The following is a 16380-nucleotide window of genomic DNA, read 5'->3' as shown; positions in this document are numbered from 1 at the left end:
GAAGGCCGCCTTCTCCCCACCTGTGGGGAGAAGGTGCCGGCAGGCGGATGAGGGGCGAGCGCCGACCATGATCATTTCTGCCAGCATCTCCTTGATCACCCTCACCGCCCGCCCCTCATCCTCACCTTCTCCCCGCACGCGGGGAGAAGGGGGCGCGGGCGCGGGTGCTTTTCCACAATCGCTGCATCGCCGTGCCTTCACCCTCATCCTGAGCTTGTCGAAGGGCGGGGGTGAAGGCATGCACCACGCTTGACGCTGCCGCGCTTCATGCCGCCCTCGCCCTTCGACAAGCTCAGGATGAGGGCTGTGTCGGCTCGGCTCCCGGATAGCCTGCGGCTTCCGGGATGACGGGGGTGGAGATGCGGGCAGGGTCGGCTTTCCATGGGGCACACCTCCGCTCCCGCACGGCTTCGCCGCCGGGGTTTGAAACAGCTTCGGGAAGACGGGCGGCCAAAGCGTCGCGCGTCTAAGATAGTAATGCGACCCTCGGGCCGCCCGTCCGGCCGCTGTCCCGACTGTTGGCCGGTCACTCGGGCGGGATGCGCCCTAGCGGCTTCTCCGCAACCGGTCTTGAAACCGGCCGCCGGCCTGTCGCGGGCCCTCACATGCCCTGGACCACCGATGCCCAAGGGGGAGGCTGCCGCCGCCCTTCCTGATCCCCGGCTCCGGACCCGGTTCCCGACAAGGGCGATGGGGGGATTGTAGCTTAGGTTTTGGGGGCGGGGATAAATTTGGGGGAATGATAGCGTCCTTCTCCCCGTTTTCGGGGAGAAGGTGCCGGCAGGCGGATGAGGGGCGAGCGCCAACCATGATCCATCTTTGCCTGCATTTCATTCCACACCCTCACCGCTCGCCCCTCATCCTCACCTTCTCCCCGCGCGCGGGGAGAAGGGGGCGCATGCGCAGGTGCCTTTCCACGGTCGCGGTCTCGCCGTGCCTTCACCCTCATCCTGAGCTTGTCGAAGGGCGGGGGTGAAGGCATGCACCACGTTTGCCGCTGCTGCGCTTCATGCCGCCCTCGCCCTTCGACAAGCTCAGGATGAGGGCTGTGTTGGCGTTCACGCGCACCGCTCCGCGTCATCCCGGGCTTGACCCGGGACCCATTGAGAAGCGAGGCCGGGTGCCGCAGAAGGCGCAAGCGTTGGCGCGGGAGCGAGGACCCGGCCGCGCCCTTGCACGTTCTTCCAATGGGTCCCGGATAGCCTGCGGCTTCCGGGATGACGAAGTGGGGAGCGGAAGGGGCTAACCTTGCGATGCGTGAGATAAGTGGATAGCGAGATTGAAATGCGCGGTTTCAGTTTGCATTTAACCCATGTGCACGGCTACCCAGTTTGGTTTTCCATGCGCCTTCACGCCTGATTATGTCGGATGCCGACATATCAGGGGAAGCGACCTCGAGAATTGAGACAGAATAATTGGACCTTGCTCGGCTCATCAGCAACAGGTTGCCCCCGTGACCGTTTGAGCCGTAGGCCCGCCAACGCCCGAAAAAACCATCTTCACCATAGGCTGACCCGACATACTGTTCACCAGATGTGGGACAAACGAGCAGATACACGCCCCGTACGCTGGAGAGAGCACCTCTCCATGCTTCTGGCAACAGTTCGATTTCATCCACATTGGAATGAAAATTCGAGAAACCGGGGAAAGCAGGTTCCTGTAGGCGTGAGCGAAGCTCGATAATTGGCTTGTCTTGCCGTTTGGGCCATTGTGACCATGCGCGAGTGCTGCCTCCCCAGTCAATGACGAGGCGTCCGACCAAATCCTCGAAACCGGGCAGACGTTCAAGATCGTATCGCAGGTGAGGATGATCATCGTTTTCGCCAAAGGTTGGATCATGTAGAATTGGCTGTCTCGTATCCTCTGGAAAACTCCATTCATCAAGAATGCGATAGGCGCCAACGAACAGGGCCGATGCCCCACTTTGAGGAACGAACTGGAATACCTTAGAGGCTCCACGATAAGGAGTTCTATTTCCGATTTTCTGGTAACCGATGAAATGTTCGAGCTGAGCGCGGGAATGCAGCCATGCTTTTAACGCGCGCATGTCGTGTCGAACGACTCTACACTCATCCAGATTGGCTCCACGCCGTTCCAAAAGCTCGTTCAGTGTAAAATCATTCATTGCAGAGATTTCAAGTTTATTGTGGCGTTGTATAGTCATTGCGGAGTGCATTAGCGGGGGCGCGCATTCGAAGCCATTCACCCTCAGAATCACTATAACATCCTTCGGTTAGACCATGAGGCGTCGCACAATTATTTGTACATTGGTTGGAGTTGCAGCGGCGGGCGCGATCGGACTTGCACTTGCCAATCCTGATCCGCTGGTTCGCAATGAGCTTTGCCGTGTTTGGTGCCCTCGCTCGGACAGTCCGCAGTTTTGGAATGCAATCATCTTCAACCTATCGGCAGGTGCCATCATTAGTGTCATCTTTTACCTGCTGCTTGTTCTGTTGCCGGATTTAAGGCGGCACCGGACACTCAAGCGGTCTTTGGTCCGACGATACGAGGAGTTCAGACGCGAGTGCATTTTCCAGTTACTGTACGCTTCTGGCAGTTCTGCGATTGCTATGTCCGAAGTTGAGGCACTGATGATGCCCAACGCGTTCAAAGAACATTTTTATGGTGCCTTGTGGAATAAAGCCGCAAATGCCTTCAATTATGATGAAGATCGTCGCTACCTTGAAGATACGGTGCTCGCTGCTCAGCAGTTCAAGGCCGAGGTCGACTATGTTCTTAATCTGGCGGACATCGATGACCCCAAGGTGTTCGAGGCGATTAAGGCGTTGTCTGCTAATCTCGATGTGCTCACCCGTGCAACGCGGGATTACGATTCCGTGAAATCCTTGTTCAGTAATCTCTGGTCTATCTTGACAGGTTGGAGTTTCGTCGACGGGCAGTACGGGCGGGATCGAATACGCGAATTGCTTGATGCAATCTAATCAATCGGGCTTCAACGATATGCCCGTCAACCGTGGGATCGCATTCATTCACCGTCGATCCATAACCATGTGATCTGGCATTCCCCATCCATCCCCTCCCGTCACAATCCCCTTCCAAAAAATCATTTTAAGCTTGAAGCAATCTGGCGCAAGATGCTGTATGCTCCGCTCAGGCGTCAGGAGTGCACGCGCCCTTGCGGCGCGCAGGGCAGCCTCTGGCGAAGGGATTTTCCGCATTTGCGCGGAGGTCAGGTGAGACCATCTGGCTGCAGACGGCTCGAAAGAGCGCAATCGCATCAGGAAGGCATGAATGAACATGGAAGCACAGAAATCCACGGCGAAATCGTCCAAATCGACATTCGTGTGGGACGATCCCTTCCTCATGGAAGAGCAGCTCACCGATGAAGAGCGCATGATCCGCGATGCGGCCGCCGCCTTCGCCGCAGACAAGCTCGCCCCCCGCATCGAGCATGCATATATGAACGAGGAAACCGACCCGGAGATCTTCCGCGAGATGGGCGCGGCGGGGCTTTTGGGCGTGACGGTGCCGGAGGAATATGGCGGCGTGGGTGCCGGCTATGTGTCCTACGGGCTGGTGGCGCGCGAGGTGGAGCGCATCGATTCGGGCTATCGCTCCATGATGAGCGTGCAGTCCTCGCTGGTGATGTACCCGATCCATGCCTATGGCTCGGAAGAACAGCGCAAGAAATATCTGCCGAAACTGGCGTCGGGCGAGTGGATCGGCTGTTTCGGCCTGACCGAGCCGGATGCGGGCTCCGATCCCGGCGGCATGAAGACGCGCGCCGACAAGATCGACGGCGGCTACAGGCTCACCGGCTCGAAAATGTGGATCTCCAATTCGCCGATTGCCGATGTGTTCGTGGTGTGGGCGAAATCGGCGGCCCATGGCGGCAAGATCCGCGGTTTCGTGCTGGAAAAGGGCATGAAGGGGCTTTCGGCGCCGAAGATTGGCGGCAAGCTTTCGCTGCGTGCCTCGATCACCGGCGAGATCGTGATGGACGGCGTGGAAGTGGGCGAGGATGCGCTTTTGCCCAATGCGGAAGGCTTGAGCGGTCCGTTCGGCTGTCTCAACCGCGCGCGCTATGGCATTTCCTGGGGCGCGATGGGGGCGGCGGAAGATTGCTGGCACCGGGCGCGGCAATATGGGCTCGACCGCAAGCAGTTCGACAAGCCGCTGGCGCAGACGCAGCTTTTCCAGAAGAAGCTTGCCGACATGCAGACGGAAATCGCGCTCGGGCTTCAGGGGAGCTTGCGCGTTGGCCGGCTGTTTGACGAGGGCAAGATGGCGCCGGAGATGATCTCGGTCGTCAAGCGCAACAATTGCGGCAAGGCGCTGGAGATCGCGCGCATGGCCCGCGACATGCATGGCGGCAATGGCATCCAGATCGAATATCACGTGATGCGCCATGCGCAGAACCTGGAAACGGTGAACACCTATGAGGGCACGCATGACGTTCACGCGCTGATCCTCGGCCGCGCGCAGACGGGGCTGCAGGCGTTTTTCTGATCGGGTGAGCGTGCGCACCTGGCGCTGGTGAATTGAGAAGGGGCGGGTGCTGCGGTGCCTGCCTCTTTTTCGTTGCGGGTGGCGCAGGCCCCTCATCCGCCTGCCGGCACCTTCTCCCCGTGAACGGGGAGAAGGAGGAGGGGGAGAGGCTGGGCTGTTTGTTTGAGATTGGCTGGAACGTTGAGGTCCCCCTCTCCCCGCGTGCGGGGAGAGGGTAAGGGTGAGGGGCGGGCGGCGGAGGAGCGTTGCGGAAAAGTCGATGGTCGAAAGCGGCGGCACTTTGTAGTAGTGGTGGGAAAGCCTGTTCCCGTTCGATCCGAGGTGTTCATGACCGCGTCCTTTCTTTCCCATCTGCGCTTGGAACTCGATGGCCTGAAGGAGGCGGGGCTTTACAAGTCCGAGCGGGTCATCACCTCCATGCAGTCGGCGGAAATCGAAAGCGGTGGGCAGACGGTGCTGAATTTCTGCGCCAACAATTATCTGGGCCTTGCCGACAATGAAGAGCTGCGCGAGGCGGCGAAGGCGGCGCTCGACCGCTATGGTTACGGCATGGCCTCGGTGCGCTTCATCTGCGGCACGCAGGAAGAGCACAAGGAACTGGAAGAGAAGATTTCCGGCTTTTTGGGCTATGAGGACACGATCCTCTATTCCTCCTGCTTCGATGCCAATGCGGGGCTTTTCGAGACGCTGCTGGGGCCGGAGGATGCGATCATTTCCGATGCGCTCAACCATGCTTCGATCATTGATGGCGTGCGGCTTTGCAAGGCGCAGCGCCATCGCTATGCGAACAATGACATGGCAGCGCTCGAAGAGTGTTTGAAGAAGGCGGAAGGCGCGCGCTTCCGGCTGATCGCAACGGATGGCGTGTTCTCCATGGATGGCATCGTCGCCAATCTGGGCGCGGTCTGCGACCTTGCGGAAAAATACGATGCGATGGTGATGGTGGACGACAGCCATGCGGTCGGTTTCGTGGGCGAAAACGGGCGCGGCACGCCAGAGCATTGCGGCGTGGAAGGGCGCGTCGACATCATGACGGGCACGCTCGGCAAGGCGCTGGGCGGGGCGTCTGGCGGTTATACCTGCGCAAAGGCGGAGGTGGTCGACTGGCTGCGTCAGCGCTCGCGGCCCTATCTGTTTTCCAACACGCTCGCGCCGGTGATCGCGGCGGCTTCGCTAAAAGTGTTCGACATGGTGGCGGGCGGGGCGGCCCTGCGCAAAAGGCTTTACGACAATGCGGCACGTTTTCGTGCGGGTATGGAGAAGAACGGGTTTGAGCTTGCAGGGGCCGACCATCCGATCATTCCGGTGATGCTGGGCGATGCAGCCCTTGCCGAAAAGATGGCGTCGCGGCTTCTGGAAGAGGGGATCTATGTGATCGGCTTCTCCTTTCCCGTGGTGCCGAAGGGGGCTGCACGCATCCGCACGCAGATGTCGGCGGCGCATTCGGCAGACGACATCGACCGCGCGGTGGAGGCGTTCGCGAAAGTGGGGCGTGAGCTTGGGGTGATCGGGTAAGTGACGGAAGGGCCGGCACCGACCCCTCATCCCCCTGCCGGGACCTTCTCCCCGTAAACGGGGAGAAGGAAGATGGCGGAAACGTTGGTGCCTCCCTCTCCCCGCAAGCGGGGAGAGGGTAAGGGTGAGGGGCGGGCGGCCACGCCAATTGCTCAGGATTTCGCTTTGGAAGGATGATTGACCATGTCCAACATGATGAAGGCGCTCGTGAAATCCAGACCCGAGGAGGGGCTCTGGATGGAGCGCGTTCCGGTGCCCGAGGTGGGCCCCAATGACGTCTTGATCAAGGTGAAGAAGACGGCGATCTGCGGCACGGACGTGCATATCTGGAACTGGGACGAGTGGGCGCAGAACACCGTGCCGGTGCCGCTGGTCACGGGGCATGAATTCGTCGGCGAGGTGACGGAGGTAGGCCAGGCGGTGACGGAATATAAGCCCGGCCAGCGCGTTTCGGGCGAGGGGCACATCGTGTGCGGCCATTGCCGCAACTGCCGGGCCGGACGCGGGCATCTGTGCCACAACACGCTGGGCGTGGGGGTTCACCGCGCCGGCGCGTTTGCCGAGTTCATCGCCCTGCCGCAGCACAATGTGGTGCCGATCCCCGACAACATTCCAGACGAGATCGCGGCGATCTTCGATCCGCTCGGCAATGCCGTTCACACCGCGCTTTCCTTCGATCTCGTGGGCGAGGATGTGCTGGTGACGGGCGCGGGGCCCATCGGCATCATGGGCGCGCTGGTGGCGCAGGCCGTGGGCGCGCGCAAGGTGGTCATCACCGACATCAATCCCGGCCGGCTGGAGCTTGCGAAGAAGCTTGGCGTTCAGCACACGGTGAATGCGGCAGAGGAAACACTGGCGGAGGTGATGCGCCAGCTCGGCATGACCGAGGGGTTTGATGTGGGGCTTGAAATGTCGGGCGCAGCCCCCGCCTTCCGCGACATGATCGACGCCATGAACAATGGCGGCAAGATCGCCATTTTAGGCATTGCGCCGGCGGGCTTCGAGATCGACTGGAACAAGGTCATCTTCAAGATGCTGCATCTGAAGGGCATCTATGGGCGCGAGATGTTCGAGACCTGGTACAAGATGATCGCGCTGGTGCAGACGCGGCTCGACGTGCGCGACCTGATCACCCACCGCATCGAGGCGGACGATTTCCGCGACGGCTTCGACGCGATGCGCTCCGGCAAGGCCGGCAAGGTGGTGATGAGCTGGTAGCGGCTTACGAGGCGAACAGGAGTATGCTTTCTGCGGTCGCAGCCGAGGCGAGTTTGCGGTCGAGTGTCGCCAGCGGCACGGCATGACGTCGGGCTATCTCCAGATAGCAGGCGTCATAGACGGTTAAGCCATGCAGGCGGCTGAGATGCAGCAGATTTGCAGGATCGATCTCGTCGTCGATAAAGATGGGATGGTCGTAAAGCGCATCGAGTATGGTCTGTGTGATGGCCGGCGTGTGCCGTTTTCGACGCTCGCACATGACAAGCAGGTTGCATATCTCGAACCACCAGATCGGCGGCACGATGGCCTGCGAGGTGAGGAGGCTTTCCTGCACCGCCAGGGCCAGATCATGATCCTCGTCGGGCAGAAGCCAGGCAGCGGTAATTGACGCGTCGAGAACGAACCGCGTCAATAGCGGTGACCCTCATGTTTCCATGCAAGCATGTCGTCCAGTGATGTCCCGGTTTTGGGAAGGGTATCGCGCAGGGTGCGCAGCTTCCGGACCGCATTGTCAGCGCGTGTCTGCGCAGCCGTCTCGATCTGATCAGGGACAATGCGCGCCACCGTCTTGCCGTGACGTGTGATAAGTATGGTTTCGCCCCGCTCCACATCACCAAGAAGGGCCGCGAACTGGGACTTTGCTTCTGTTGCGGTCAGTGTTTTCATATCAATGGTCATTTTGACTGGTCAATTTGACCATAAGTATGGGAAGTGAACGCTACTCCGTCAAGGTCGTGCGTTCCAGTGCTTCAAGGCCTTCAAGCAGGGCTGCGCGCTCTTTGGGCTTCATGCGGTCCAGCAGCTTCGTCTCAAAACCGTGCGCGACGGGCACCATGTCTTCATAGGCCTTCTGACCGGTCCTGCTGAGGGACAGCCGTTCGACGCGACGGTCCTGCGGGTCGGGCGTGCGCACCAGCCAGCGGCGTGTTTCAAGAGCCGCAACCGCCCGGCTGACCTTGGTCTTGTGCATGGAAGAATGCGCGCCGATCTCGGTTGCCGTCATCGTGCCGAACTGGCCGATCGTGGCGAGCGTGCGCCATTCGGGCCGTGTGAGACCCAGACGGGCGCGGTAGGCCTGGGAGAAATCGCGGCTGATCGCATCGGTGAGACGCGTGAGGCGATAGGGAAGGAAATGTTCCAGGGCAAGCGTGGGCCTATCGGTCATGACGATCCTTCCTGACGCGCTGTGTTTTCCTTGTGTCTCGTTGATAGTTACATTCGCCATGGTTACGATTGCAACCAATTCCTGACATCCCGGTTCGTGGAGGATCGAATGAGCGTGCAGTACATGCCGGGTTTCGGCAATGATTTCGAGACGGAAAGCCTGCCGGGCGCGCTGCCGCAGGGGCAGAATTCGCCGCAGAGGCCGGCCTATGGGCTTTATGCGGAGCAGCTCTCCGGTTCGCCCTTTACCGCACCGCGCGGGACCAATGAACGCTCCTGGCTCTACCGCATCCGGCCGAGCGTGAAGCACACGGGCCGCTTCAAGGCCGTCACTTTCGAGGAATGGAAATCCGCGCCCAATGTGAATGACCACCAGCTTGCGCTTGGTCAGTTGCGCTGGGACCCGACGCCCATCCCCAACGAGGAAACCGATTTTCTCTCCGGTGTGCGGACGATGACGACGGCGGGCGACGTGCAGGGGCAGGCCGGCATGGCCGCCCATATCTACGCTTTCAACATTTCGATGGTGGACGAGTATTTCTTCAACGCCGATGGTGAACTGATGCTGGTGCCGCAGGAAGGCGGTGTGCGGCTGAAGACCGAGATGGGCATCATCGAAATCGAGCCCGGCGAAATCGCCGTCATGCCGCGCGGCATGATCTTTCAGGTCGAGCTGATGGACGGGCCGGCGCGCGGCTATATGTGCGAGAATTACGGCGCGAAATTCACCCTGCCGGATCGCGGCCCGATCGGTGCGAACTGTCTCGCAAACCCACGCGACTTCAAGACGCCGGTTGCCTGGTATGAGGAAAAGGAAAAGCCCTGCCGGCTGTTCGTGAAATGGTGCGGGCAGTTCCATGTGACCGAGATCGGCCATTCGCCGCTCGACGTGGTGGCCTGGCATGGTAATTATGCGCCCTACAAATACGATCTTTCCACCTTCTCGCCGGTGGGGGCGATCCTGTTTGATCATCCCGACCCGTCGATCTTCACGGTGCTGACCGCCCCCTCGGGCGAGGAGGGCACGGCCAATATCGATTTCGTGATCTTTCCGCCGCGCTGGATGGTTGCCGAGCACACATTCCGTCCGCCCTGGTATCACCGCAACATCATGAGCGAGTTCATGGGGCTGATCAAAGGCCAGTATGACGCCAAGGAAGAGGGTTTTTTGCCGGGCGGCGCCTCGCTGCACAACATGATGCTGCCGCACGGGCCGGACGCTTTCGGTTTCGAGAAGGCGAGCCATGGAGAACTGAAGCCGGTCAAACTGGAAGAGACCATGGCTTTCATGTTCGAGACGCGCTTTCCCCAGCATCTGACGCGCTACGCCGCTGAAACGGACACGCTGCAGGAAAACTACATCGACTGCTGGAAAGATCTGAAGAAGCGCTTCAACGGCACGCCGGAAGGCGACTGGTCCTGATCGACCGGAGCGCTCTCAGAAGCTATGATTGGCGTCGGGTCGCCGGACCTGCGCCGATTGCGCGTCTTCCCCAACGCATAAAGGACACTGCATGAAACTCGCCACGCTCAAGAACGGAACGCGCGACGGCAGGCTGGTCGTCGTCTCCCGCGATCTGACACGCTGCACGGATGCCTCCTTCCTCGCGCCGACGCTGCAGGCGGCACTGGACGACTGGTCGCGTATCGCGCCGCATCTGGCGGCTCTTTCCGAAAGCCTTGACCATGGCTCGGTGCCTGCGGAGCGTTTTCATGAACATGATGCGCACTCGCCATTGCCGCGCGCCTACCAGTGGGCAGATGGCTCGGCCTACGTCAATCACGTGGAACTGGTGCGCAAGGCGCGTGGCGCGGAGATGCCTTCGAGCTTCTGGGAAGACCCGCTGATGTATCAGGGCGGGTCGGATGCGTTTCTGGCTCCGCGCGACCCCATTCGCATGGCCGACGAGGCCTGGGGCATCGACATGGAAGGGGAAGTCGCCGTCATCGTCGATGACGTGCCGATGGGCGCGACAAAGAAACAGGCGGGGGAAGCGATCCGGCTTGTCATGCTGGTAAACGATGTGTCGCTGCGCGGGCTGATCCCGGCGGAACTCGGCAAGGGGTTCGGCTTCTTCCAGTCGAAACCATCCTCGGCGTTCTCGCCGGTTGCCGTCACGCCGGAGGAACTCGGCGAGGCCTGGGATGGCGGCAAGGTTTCGCTGCCACTCTGTGTGGATTATAACGGTAAACCTTTCGGGCGGGCCGATGCGGGCGTCGACATGACCTTCGATTTTCCGACGCTGATTGCCCATGCGGCCAAAACGCGGCCATTGTGCGCGGGGACGATTATCGGCTCGGGTACGGTTTCCAACAAGCTGGATGGGGGACCCGGAAAGCCCGTTGACGATGGCGGTGTCGGCTACTCCTGCATCGCCGAGATCCGCATGATCGAGACGATAAAACACGGCAAAGCGAAGACGCCTTTCTTGCGCTTTGGCGATACCGTGCGTATCGAGATGAAAGACAGTGGGGGGCATTCCATCTTCGGCGCGATCGAACAGCGTGTCGAGGAATATCAGGAGCCCTGAAAATGGCACTCGATACTCTCAAGCGCATCGCGCTGGTTTTCGCAATCTTCAATCTTGTCGGCATATCGTTTCTGGCCTGGCTTCTGAGGCCCGTTTTTGCCATGCTCTATGCAGCGCCGCCTTATGGAATAGGGATAGCGCTGTCTGCCGCATTTATGATTTTGGTCGTCGGGACCAATATTTATCTCTCCGTGCGAGCATATCGCGTTGAAAGCGGTTCGCCACTGACCTGGGCGATGATCGTCTGGACGATTGTTTCGGCGCTCTCTGGAGTGGCTGCGGGCTCGCTGGACATCTGGTCGATGTTTCGATCCCTCCCCCTTCTTTTCCAGACAATTACAAGTGCATGAAGAAAGGCGCGTAATGGCCAAGCAGTTCGCATCCGCAGGAGACCTGACAGAAAAGACGATTTCGTTTGATGAGATCGGGCGGGATCTCTGGGCTTTCACGGCTGAGGGGGATCCCAATTCGGGCATCATCATCGGCGACGAGTCGGTGATGGTGATCGAGGCGCAGGCAACACCTCGCCTTGCCGAGAAGGTGATTGAGAAGGTTCGTTCCGTCACCGACAAGCCGATCAGCCATCTGGTGCTGACGCATTATCATGCCGTGCGTGTGCTGGGGGCTTCTGCCTACAGGGCGCCGACCATCATCATGAGCGACAAGGCGCGCTCCATGGTGGTGGAACGGGGCCAGGAAGACTGGGATTCGGAATTCGTGCGCTTCCCGCGCCTCTTTCAGGGGCATGAATCGATCCCCGGCCTGACCTGGCCGACGACGACGTTTTCCAGTTCCATGACGGTCTATCTCGGCAAGCGTCGGGTGGATTTGATGTTCCTCGGACGTGCGCACACGGCGGGCGACATCGTGGCTTTCGTGCCGGATGCCAATGTGATGTTCACCGGCGACATCGTGGAGCACCATTCCGCCTGCTATTGCGGCGACGGTCATTTCCACGACTGGCCGACGACGCTGGAGGAAATCCGCGCCTTCGATCTCGATGCCATCGCACCGGGACGCGGCGGTGCGCTGGTGGGGCAGGCCATGGTCAACGAGGCGCTCGACCTGACCAGTGATTTCGTCATGTCCACCTATCAGCCGGTGGCGCGCGTGGCGCAGGGCGGCGGCACGCTGAAGGAGGCATGGGACGCCTGCCGCGCGGCGTGCGACCCGAAATTTTCCGACTATGCGATCTATGAGCACTGCCTGCCCTTCAACGTGGCGCGGGCCTATGACGAGGCGCTGGGCATCGACACGCCGCGCATCTGGACGGCGGAGCGCGACCGGCAGATGTGGGAGGCGTTGCAGGGCTGATCGCCAGCCCGGGAGGAGCGGATGAGCGGGGTGTGGATTGGTGCGGCGTTCCTTATCGGCCTCGGGTTTGTAGCCGTGGGCTGGTGGGGGCTGTTGCGGCTTTCCTTCCTGCTGGAGAAACAGCGCTTCGGCTGGAGCGATGAGGAAGCGCTTACGCGGTTTCTTTCCATGCGGCGTGCGCCGGACAAGCGCGGCGAAAAACACATGCGCGCCTACATTCGGGGCGAGTTGCGCTCCTTTGCAGAAGGGATCGGAGCCGGGGCGCGCTATCGGTTGTCGCGCCTGCTGGTGAGCGTGGGTTACGGGCTTCTGACCGTTGCCATTGGCTTGTGGTTTGCAGGCACCGTGGTGGCGCTGTGGTGAATACAGGAAAAATGGTCTGGAGCCGCTCCTCCTGAGAGGAATGGCTGCGAAGGGAGGGTGAATTTCAATGCCGCGTTACGCGTACAACCCCTTTCCATATGTGAAATCTCCGGAACTTGCCCGCGGACATGTGGGGCAATATCCGGTGGTGATTGTCGGCGCGGGGCCGGTGGGGCTGGCGGCGGCGATCGACCTTGCTCAGCGCGGTGTCTCCGTCGTCGTGCTCGACGACAACGATGTCGTGTCGCTTGGCAGCCGCGCCATCTGCTGGTCGAAGCGCACGCTGGAGATTTTCGACCGGCTGGGTGTGGGCGAGCGCATGGTGGAGAAGGGCGTGACCTGGCAGGTCGGGCGGCTTTTTCACCGCGACCGCGAAGTGTGGAACTTCGACCTTCTGCCGGAGGAAGGGCACAAGATGCCCGCCTTCATCAATCTGCAGCAGTATTATGTCGAGCAATATCTGGTGGAGCGGGCGGACGAGCTTTCCGATCGGATCGACCTGCGCTGGAAGAACCGGGTTGTCGGGCTTGAGCAGACGGGCGGCGATGTGCGGCTTGAGGTGCAGACGCCGGACGGCGCGTATGAACTGGATGCAGCATGGGTGATTGCCTGCGATGGTGCGCGCTCGCCCGTGCGCTCCATGATGGGGCTCGATTTCGCGGGCCAGGTGTTTGAAGAGCGCTTTCTGATCGCCGATGTGGAGATGAAAGCGGACTTTCCCACCGAGCGCTGGTTCTGGTTCGAGCCGCCCTTTCACAACGGGCAATCCGCACTTCTGCACAAGCAGCCCGACGATATCTATCGCATCGATCTGCAGCTTGGCCCGGATGCCGATCCGGATGAGGAGAAAAAGCCCGAAAACGTCATTCCGCGCATCGAAAAGGTGATCGGCCATTCGAATTTCGAACTCGACTGGGTCTCGGTCTACACCTTCCAGTGCCGCAGGCTCGCGCGCTTCGTGCATGACCGGGTGATCTTTGCCGGCGACAGCGCGCATATCGTTTCGCCCTTTGGCGCGCGCGGCGGCAATGGCGGCATTCAGGACATCGACAATCTCGGCTGGAAGCTGGCGCTCGTGGTTGCGGGCGAGGCACCGGCTTCGCTGATCCAGACCTATGACGAGGAGCGCATTCTGGGGGCGGATGAGAACATTCTCCACTCGGCGCGCTCGACCTCCTTCATGACGCCCAAGAGTGCGATGGAGCGCATGTTCCGCGACAGTGTTCTCGCGCTTTCAGCGAAGCATGATTTTGCCCGGCGGCTGGTGAATTCGGGCAGACTTTCAAAGCCGTGTTCGCTGGCAGGCTGCAGGCTTCAGACCGCATGGGAGGGCGAGGGGCCGCTTGCGCCGGGTGAGGCACTGCCGGATGCGCCGGTGCGGGCCGGAGGCAAATTGTCGTGGCTGCTTGGCGAAGCGGGGAGTGGCTTCGTGTTGCTGGCTGTCGATTGCGACCCGCCCCTGGGGCTGCCGGCGGGGCTGCATGTGGTGCAGGTGTCGAAGCCCGGCGGGAGGGTGGTGGACGGTGTTGCGAATGTCGAGGACTGCGAGGGCGCGGTGGCTGCACGCTATGGCGCGGGGCGGCTTTATCTGGTGCGGCCCGACCAGCATGTGGCGGCGATTTTCGAGACGCCCGACGCGCATGAGATCGCGGCGGCCATGACCCGTGCGATGGGGAGGGAGTGACCATGGACAAGCGGGAGATCGGCCGGGACCGGCTGGGTTCGGCAGGCGATGATTTCTATGCGGCGCTGATGGAGGCGCATGAAGGGCTGAGCCTTGAGGAAAGCGCCCGCCTAAACGCGCGGCTGGTGCTGCTGCTGGCAAATCAGGTGGGGGATCTTGAGGTGCTGAGGGCGGCGCTTCAGGCGGCGCGGGAGGCATAGAAAGGGGCGGACCATGGCGGCCCACCCCCTGGCTGCCTGAGCTACTCGGCGGCATCCACCTTGATGACGCCGCGGCGGATCTGGTCTTCCTCGATGCTTTCGAACAGGGCGCGGAAATTGCCTTCGCCAAAGCCTTCGTCGCCCTTGCGTTGGATGAACTCGAAGAAAATCGGGCCGATGACGGTTTTTGAGAAGATCTGCAACAGGATCTTGGTCATGCCGCCATTCACGACGCCTTCGCCATCGATCAGGATGCCGTGCTTTTTCATGCGGTCGATGGGCTCGTCGTGGCCCTTAACGCGATCAAAGCTCTTCTCGTAATAGACTTCCGGCGGGCCGGGCATGAATTTGAGCCCGTTGTCGGCAAGCCGGTCGGTGGCGTCGTAGATGCCATCGGTGCCCACCGCGATGTGCTGGATGCCTTCGCCTTTGTACTTCTTGAGATACTCGACGATCTGGCTGGTGTCGTCCTTGGATTCGTTGAGCGGAATGCGGATCTTGCCGCAGGGGCTCGTGATCGCGCGGGAGACAAGGCCGGTGATGCGGCCATCGATGTCGAAATAGTGGATCTGCGAAAAGCCGAAGAGCTCGCGGTAGAAATCCCACCACTTGTCCATGTTGCCGCGATAGACATTGTGGGTGAGGTGATCGAGGTAATAGAAGCCGACCCCCTCGGGACGCGGGTTCTTTTCGCCAAGCCATTCGAATTCTGCGTCGTAGGCAGAGCCCTTGTCGCCATAGGTGTCGATGAAATAGATCAACGAGCCGCCAATGCCGACGATGGCCGGCACGTCGAGCGTCTTGTCGGCGCCCTCGTAAGGCTCCGCGCCCCTGGATACGGCATGATCGAAGGCATGCTTTGCATCGACCACACGCCAAGCCATGGACGGCGCGCAGGGGCCGTGGTCTTCGACAAAGCGCATGGCGTGGCTGCCGGGTTCCGCATTGACGATATAGTTGATGTCGCCCTGTCGCCAGACGGAGGCCTTCTTCGTCTTGTGGCGGGCGACCTCCGTGTAGCCCATTTTCGTGAACAGGTCGGCGAGTTTCTCCGGTTCCGAATGGGCGAATTCAACGAATTCGAAACCGTCGGTACCGGCGGGATTTTCTTCGCTGATCTTCGGTGGCGGTGCGTCGTGCGGGAACGGACCCATGGAATAACTCCTCCTGAAAAGGGAACATCTGAACGTGTTCGAATGTCATGCACGCATTTTAAGCCGCATGGGCCGCACGCGGCTTGCATTCTGGGTCGTATTTTGTGAGAAGTATGCACTTATCATGCGTGGAGGAGGAATAATGCATGGCAGATGTGCGCATTGATGGATATGACCGCAAGATATTATCGCTTCTGCAGGTCGATGCACGGCTCACCAACAACGATCTTTCGGAACGGGTGAACCTGTCGCCCTCGCAATGTTCCCGCCGCCGGCAACGGCTTGAGGAAGAGGGCTATATCCGTGGCTACGCGGCCATGCTCGACCGGGACAGGCTGGGCTTCCCGCTCGTCAACATCATCACGGTAACGCTCGCCACCCACAACCCCGATAATGCGCGCCGTTTCGGCGAACTGCTCGCCCGCCTGCCCGAAGTGCAGGAGGCGCACGCGCTGACGGGCGAAATGGACTACATCCTGAAAGTGGTGACACCCGACCTGAAATCGCTGTCGGATTTCGTCAATGGCGTGCTCCTGCCGCATGATTCGGTGCAGCATGTGAAAAGTGCCATCGTGCTCGAAACGCTCAAGGAAACGGGCGCGCTGCCGCTTTGAGGTTTCCTGTTACGAATATGACGATGCATCCCTCTTTATTGTTACATAATTTCCGTTAAAGTCGCTGTGGACGGGAGGCGAGGTTCCAGTGAATACTCGGCTCTCAGGCAGTCGCGCAGGGCCTGGGAAGAGCTGGGCGCGGCGCTGCCGCAG

General features: G+C 60.6%; 17 protein-coding genes. 12 read left to right on the top strand and 5 right to left on the bottom strand.

Features of this window, described 5'->3' with window-relative positions:
- Window positions 1-1294: 1294 nt before the first annotated feature.
- Complete coding sequence (locus tag AB2N04_RS17000) at window positions 1295-2125, bottom strand: GIY-YIG nuclease family protein (RefSeq protein WP_367715762.1); 831 nt, start codon at window positions 2123-2125, stop codon at window positions 1295-1297.
- 115 nt (window positions 2126-2240) lie between these two features.
- Here AB2N04_RS17000 and AB2N04_RS16995 point away from each other — a divergent pair, with 115 nt between their 5' ends.
- From AB2N04_RS16995 to tdh, 4 genes are all read left to right on the top strand, one after another.
- Window positions 2241-2942, top strand: a complete 702-nt coding sequence (locus AB2N04_RS16995) for a hypothetical protein (protein ID WP_367715760.1) — start codon at window positions 2241-2243, stop codon at window positions 2940-2942.
- Between the two features lie 316 nt (window positions 2943-3258).
- A complete protein-coding gene (locus AB2N04_RS16990) occupies window positions 3259-4470 on the top strand; it encodes an acyl-CoA dehydrogenase (RefSeq protein ID WP_367718842.1) in 1212 nt (403 codons plus the stop codon).
- A gap of 327 nt (window positions 4471-4797) precedes the next feature.
- Window positions 4798-5985, top strand: a complete 1188-nt coding sequence (locus AB2N04_RS16985; protein WP_367715759.1) for a glycine C-acetyltransferase — start codon at window positions 4798-4800, stop codon at window positions 5983-5985.
- A 183-nt stretch (window positions 5986-6168) separates the two neighbouring features.
- Complete coding sequence (tdh, locus tag AB2N04_RS16980; RefSeq protein ID WP_367715757.1) at window positions 6169-7203, top strand: L-threonine 3-dehydrogenase; 1035 nt, start codon at window positions 6169-6171, stop codon at window positions 7201-7203.
- A 4-nt stretch (window positions 7204-7207) separates the two neighbouring features.
- Here the strand turns inward: tdh and AB2N04_RS16975 are convergent, their stop codons facing one another.
- Genes AB2N04_RS16975 through AB2N04_RS16965 form a run of 3 tightly spaced genes read right to left on the bottom strand, consistent with a single transcriptional unit; the run spans window position 7208 to window position 8368 of the window.
- Entirely contained in the window at window positions 7208-7615 is a 408-nt protein-coding gene (locus AB2N04_RS16975; RefSeq protein WP_367715755.1) for a type II toxin-antitoxin system VapC family toxin, read from the bottom strand.
- The gene (locus tag AB2N04_RS16970; protein ID WP_367715753.1) at window positions 7612-7869 is read right to left on the bottom strand and encodes a type II toxin-antitoxin system Phd/YefM family antitoxin; all 258 of its coding nucleotides are present in this window, start codon (window positions 7867-7869) and stop codon (window positions 7612-7614) included. The genes AB2N04_RS16975 and AB2N04_RS16970 overlap by 4 nt, the downstream gene beginning before the upstream one ends.
- A gap of 52 nt (window positions 7870-7921) precedes the next feature.
- Window positions 7922-8368 carry a MarR family winged helix-turn-helix transcriptional regulator gene (locus AB2N04_RS16965; protein ID WP_367715751.1) on the bottom strand — a complete coding sequence of 149 codons (447 nt, stop codon included), beginning with the start codon at window positions 8366-8368 and terminating at the stop codon, window positions 7922-7924.
- Between the two features lie 108 nt (window positions 8369-8476).
- Here AB2N04_RS16965 and hmgA point away from each other — a divergent pair, with 108 nt between their 5' ends.
- The 7 genes from hmgA to AB2N04_RS16930 all read left to right on the top strand — a co-directional run bounded on the left by hmgA (window position 8477) and on the right by AB2N04_RS16930 (window position 14459).
- Window positions 8477-9790 (top strand): homogentisate 1,2-dioxygenase, encoded by a 1314-nt coding sequence (gene hmgA / locus AB2N04_RS16960; protein WP_367715749.1) that lies wholly within the window; start codon window positions 8477-8479, stop codon window positions 9788-9790.
- 91 nt (window positions 9791-9881) lie between these two features.
- A complete protein-coding gene (locus tag AB2N04_RS16955; RefSeq protein WP_367715747.1) occupies window positions 9882-10898 on the top strand; it encodes a fumarylacetoacetate hydrolase family protein in 1017 nt (338 codons plus the stop codon).
- Between the two features lie 2 nt (window positions 10899-10900).
- Window positions 10901-11248, top strand: coding sequence for a hypothetical protein (locus AB2N04_RS16950; RefSeq protein WP_367715745.1), 348 nt, complete (start codon window positions 10901-10903; stop codon window positions 11246-11248).
- Window positions 11249-11261: 13 nt separating this feature from the next.
- Window positions 11262-12212, top strand: a complete 951-nt coding sequence (locus AB2N04_RS16945; RefSeq protein ID WP_367715743.1) for an MBL fold metallo-hydrolase — start codon at window positions 11262-11264, stop codon at window positions 12210-12212.
- Window positions 12213-12233: 21 nt separating this feature from the next.
- Complete coding sequence (locus tag AB2N04_RS16940; protein WP_367715742.1) at window positions 12234-12575, top strand: hypothetical protein; 342 nt, start codon at window positions 12234-12236, stop codon at window positions 12573-12575.
- Window positions 12576-12642: 67 nt separating this feature from the next.
- On the top strand, window positions 12643-14259 hold the full coding sequence (locus tag AB2N04_RS16935) for an FAD-dependent oxidoreductase (protein ID WP_367715740.1): 1617 nt from the start codon (window positions 12643-12645) through the stop codon (window positions 14257-14259).
- A 2-nt stretch (window positions 14260-14261) separates the two neighbouring features.
- Window positions 14262-14459: a DUF2783 domain-containing protein gene (locus tag AB2N04_RS16930; protein ID WP_367715739.1), complete on the top strand. Its 198-nt coding sequence runs from the start codon at window positions 14262-14264 to the stop codon at window positions 14457-14459.
- A 41-nt stretch (window positions 14460-14500) separates the two neighbouring features.
- Here AB2N04_RS16930 and hppD read toward each other — a convergent pair whose 3' ends face one another.
- The gene (gene hppD, locus AB2N04_RS16925) at window positions 14501-15613 is read right to left on the bottom strand and encodes a 4-hydroxyphenylpyruvate dioxygenase (protein ID WP_367715737.1); all 1113 of its coding nucleotides are present in this window, start codon (window positions 15611-15613) and stop codon (window positions 14501-14503) included.
- A gap of 146 nt (window positions 15614-15759) precedes the next feature.
- On the opposite strand from hppD, the gene AB2N04_RS16920 reads away from it, so the two are divergent.
- Window positions 15760-16227 (top strand): Lrp/AsnC family transcriptional regulator, encoded by a 468-nt coding sequence (locus AB2N04_RS16920; RefSeq protein WP_367715736.1) that lies wholly within the window; start codon window positions 15760-15762, stop codon window positions 16225-16227.
- Window positions 16228-16380 lie beyond the last annotated feature (153 nt).

The sequence above is a fragment of the Nitratireductor sp. GISD-1A_MAKvit genome (genome assembly GCF_040819555.1).
GTDB lineage: Bacteria > Pseudomonadota > Alphaproteobacteria > Rhizobiales > Rhizobiaceae > Nitratireductor.
This window is presented reverse-complemented; position numbering and strand designations above follow the sequence as displayed.

Coding starts and splice junctions, on each gene's coding strand:
- AB2N04_RS16920 (WP_367715736.1), top strand. CDS start 15,760: ATGGCAGATGTGCGCATTGATGGATATGACCGCAAGATATTATCGCTT.
- AB2N04_RS16970 (WP_367715753.1), bottom strand. CDS start 7,869: ATGAAAACACTGACCGCAACAGAAGCAAAGTCCCAGTTCGCGGCCCTT.
- AB2N04_RS16940 (WP_367715742.1), top strand. CDS start 12,234: ATGAGCGGGGTGTGGATTGGTGCGGCGTTCCTTATCGGCCTCGGGTTT.
- hppD (WP_367715737.1), bottom strand. CDS start 15,613: ATGGGTCCGTTCCCGCACGACGCACCGCCACCGAAGATCAGCGAAGAA.
- AB2N04_RS17000 (WP_367715762.1), bottom strand. CDS start 2,125: ATGAATGATTTTACACTGAACGAGCTTTTGGAACGGCGTGGAGCCAAT.
- tdh (WP_367715757.1), top strand. CDS start 6,169: ATGTCCAACATGATGAAGGCGCTCGTGAAATCCAGACCCGAGGAGGGG.
- hmgA (WP_367715749.1), top strand. CDS start 8,477: ATGAGCGTGCAGTACATGCCGGGTTTCGGCAATGATTTCGAGACGGAA.
- AB2N04_RS16945 (WP_367715743.1), top strand. CDS start 11,262: ATGGCCAAGCAGTTCGCATCCGCAGGAGACCTGACAGAAAAGACGATT.
- AB2N04_RS16995 (WP_367715760.1), top strand. CDS start 2,241: ATGAGGCGTCGCACAATTATTTGTACATTGGTTGGAGTTGCAGCGGCG.
- AB2N04_RS16985 (WP_367715759.1), top strand. CDS start 4,798: ATGACCGCGTCCTTTCTTTCCCATCTGCGCTTGGAACTCGATGGCCTG.
- AB2N04_RS16955 (WP_367715747.1), top strand. CDS start 9,882: ATGAAACTCGCCACGCTCAAGAACGGAACGCGCGACGGCAGGCTGGTC.
- AB2N04_RS16965 (WP_367715751.1), bottom strand. CDS start 8,368: ATGACCGATAGGCCCACGCTTGCCCTGGAACATTTCCTTCCCTATCGC.
- AB2N04_RS16935 (WP_367715740.1), top strand. CDS start 12,643: ATGCCGCGTTACGCGTACAACCCCTTTCCATATGTGAAATCTCCGGAA.
- AB2N04_RS16990 (WP_367718842.1), top strand. CDS start 3,259: ATGGAAGCACAGAAATCCACGGCGAAATCGTCCAAATCGACATTCGTG.
- AB2N04_RS16950 (WP_367715745.1), top strand. CDS start 10,901: ATGGCACTCGATACTCTCAAGCGCATCGCGCTGGTTTTCGCAATCTTC.
- AB2N04_RS16930 (WP_367715739.1), top strand. CDS start 14,262: ATGGACAAGCGGGAGATCGGCCGGGACCGGCTGGGTTCGGCAGGCGAT.